Genomic DNA, 2,062 nt, shown 5'->3' with positions numbered 1-2,062 from the left:
ACTTTACACTTTACACTTTAAACTTTACACTTCAAACTTTAAACTTTTAATTTGTAATGATTATCTTTGCATTTCGAAAAAAATAATATTAAAAATGAAAATATCATACAATTGGTTAAAACAATTTTTAAAGGTTGATTGGGAAGCTGAAAAAACAGGTGAATTGTTAACTGATTTAGGACTTGAAGTTGAAGGAATTGAAACCGTTGAATCTATAAAAGGAAGTTTGGAGGGTATCGTAATTGGTAAAGTTTTAACTTGTATTCAACACCCAAATGCAGATAGATTAAAACTTACTACAGTAGATTTAGGAAATGGCACTCCAATACAAATTGTTTGTGGGGCTCCTAATGTAGCTGCTGGACAGACTGTTCCCGTAGCAACTATTGGAACTACTTTGTATGATGCTAAAGGCGAAGGCTTTGTTATAAAGAAAGGGAAAATTAGAGGAGAAGAAAGTCATGGAATGATTTGTGCCGAAGATGAATTAGGCTTGGGTAAAAGCCATGATGGAATTATGGTTTTAGAGAATGACTTAATAGCAGGTACTCCAGCAGCCACAGTTTTTAATATAGAGAAAGATTTAGTTTTTGAAATTGGATTAACACCTAATAGAGCTGATGCAATGAGTCATTTTGGGGTTGCACGTGATTTACGTGCAGGACTTATTCAACAAAATGTGACATTGGAGTTAATTTCACCTTCCGTTAGTGGTGTTTTTCACGTAGATGATAGAACTTTAAAATTTGACGTTGTTGTAGAGGATATTGAAAAAGCGCCAAGATATACAGGTGTTACAATTTCTGATATTACTGTGAAAGAATCTCCTGAATGGATTCAAAATAAATTAAAGGCTATTGGTGTAACACCCATAAATAATATTGTTGATGTTACAAATTATGTACTTCATGAAATAGGGCAACCATTACACGCTTTTGATGCAACAAAGTTTAGAGCTCAAAAAGTAATTGTTAAAACATTACCAACAGGGACAAAATTTACAACATTAGATGGCGTTGAACGTGAGTTGCATGAAGAAGATTTAATGATATGTAATGGAGATGAAGATCCAATGTGTATTGCTGGTGTTTTTGGAGGTTTGCAATCAGGTGTAACTGAAAATACAACATCCATATTTTTAGAAAGTGCTTATTTTAACCCAGTTGCTATTCGTAAAACAGCAAAGAGACATGGGTTAAATACTGATGCGTCTTTTAGGTTTGAAAGAGGAATAGATCCAAACTTGACGGAGTATGCTCTAAAAAGAGCCGCAAATTTAATTATAGAAGTCGCTGGAGGGAAAGTTTCTTCAGAGATTGTTGATTTGTATCCAATAAAAATAGAAGATTTTCAAGTTTTTCTTTCTTATGAGAAAATGGATAGAATAATTGGGTCTCCAATTCCAAGAGAAACAGTTAAAAATATTTTAGCTTCTTTAGATATAAAATTTAATAGTGTTACTGATGGAGGTTTAGGGTTAACCATTCCTTCATATAGAGTAGATGTTACAAGAGAAGCTGACGTAATTGAAGAAATTTTGCGTGTATATGGTTATAACAATGTTGAGTATTCTCATAAGCTAAATACGTCTATTTCTTTCTCGGAATTTGATGCTATTAAGATTGAAAACGTAGTAGCAAATCAATTAATTTCTCAAGGATTTAATGAAACCATGGCAAACTCTTTGACGAAAGCAGGCTATGTTTCATTAACAGAAATGCTAAATTCAGAGCATAATGTAACGATGCTCAATCCTTTAAGTGGTGATTTAGGTGTAATGCGTCAATCGTTGTTATTCAGCGGGTTAGAATCTGTAATTTATAATATTAACAGAAAAAATAATTCTTTAAAATTCTTTGAATTTGGGAAAACATACCATCATTTTGAAAGTGGTTATAGTGAGCAAAAACATTTGACATTATTTGTTTCTGGTAATAGAACAAAAGATAGTTGGAATCTTTCTCAAAGATCGTCTGACTTCTTTTATTTAAAAGGAATTGTTAGTGCATTATTACAGCGTTTAGGTGTTCAAAATGTTAAAACAACTCCAACTAAAAATGAT

The 2,062-nt window shown here is 32.2% G+C and carries 1 protein-coding gene; it reads left to right on the top strand.

Annotated features, from left to right (window positions below; genetic code table 11):
- Positions 1 to 94: 94 nt before the first annotated feature.
- Positions 95 to 2,062: phenylalanine--tRNA ligase subunit beta (gene pheT, locus Q0352_RS12590; RefSeq protein WP_299528002.1), on the top strand; the 1,968-nt coding region annotated here is incomplete at its 3' end.

The organism is uncultured Lutibacter sp., assembly GCF_937891065.1.
Lineage (GTDB): Bacteria > Bacteroidota > Bacteroidia > Flavobacteriales > Flavobacteriaceae > Lutibacter.
The sequence above is the reverse complement of the archived record's forward strand: the minus strand, read 5'-3'. Positions and strand labels throughout refer to the sequence as shown.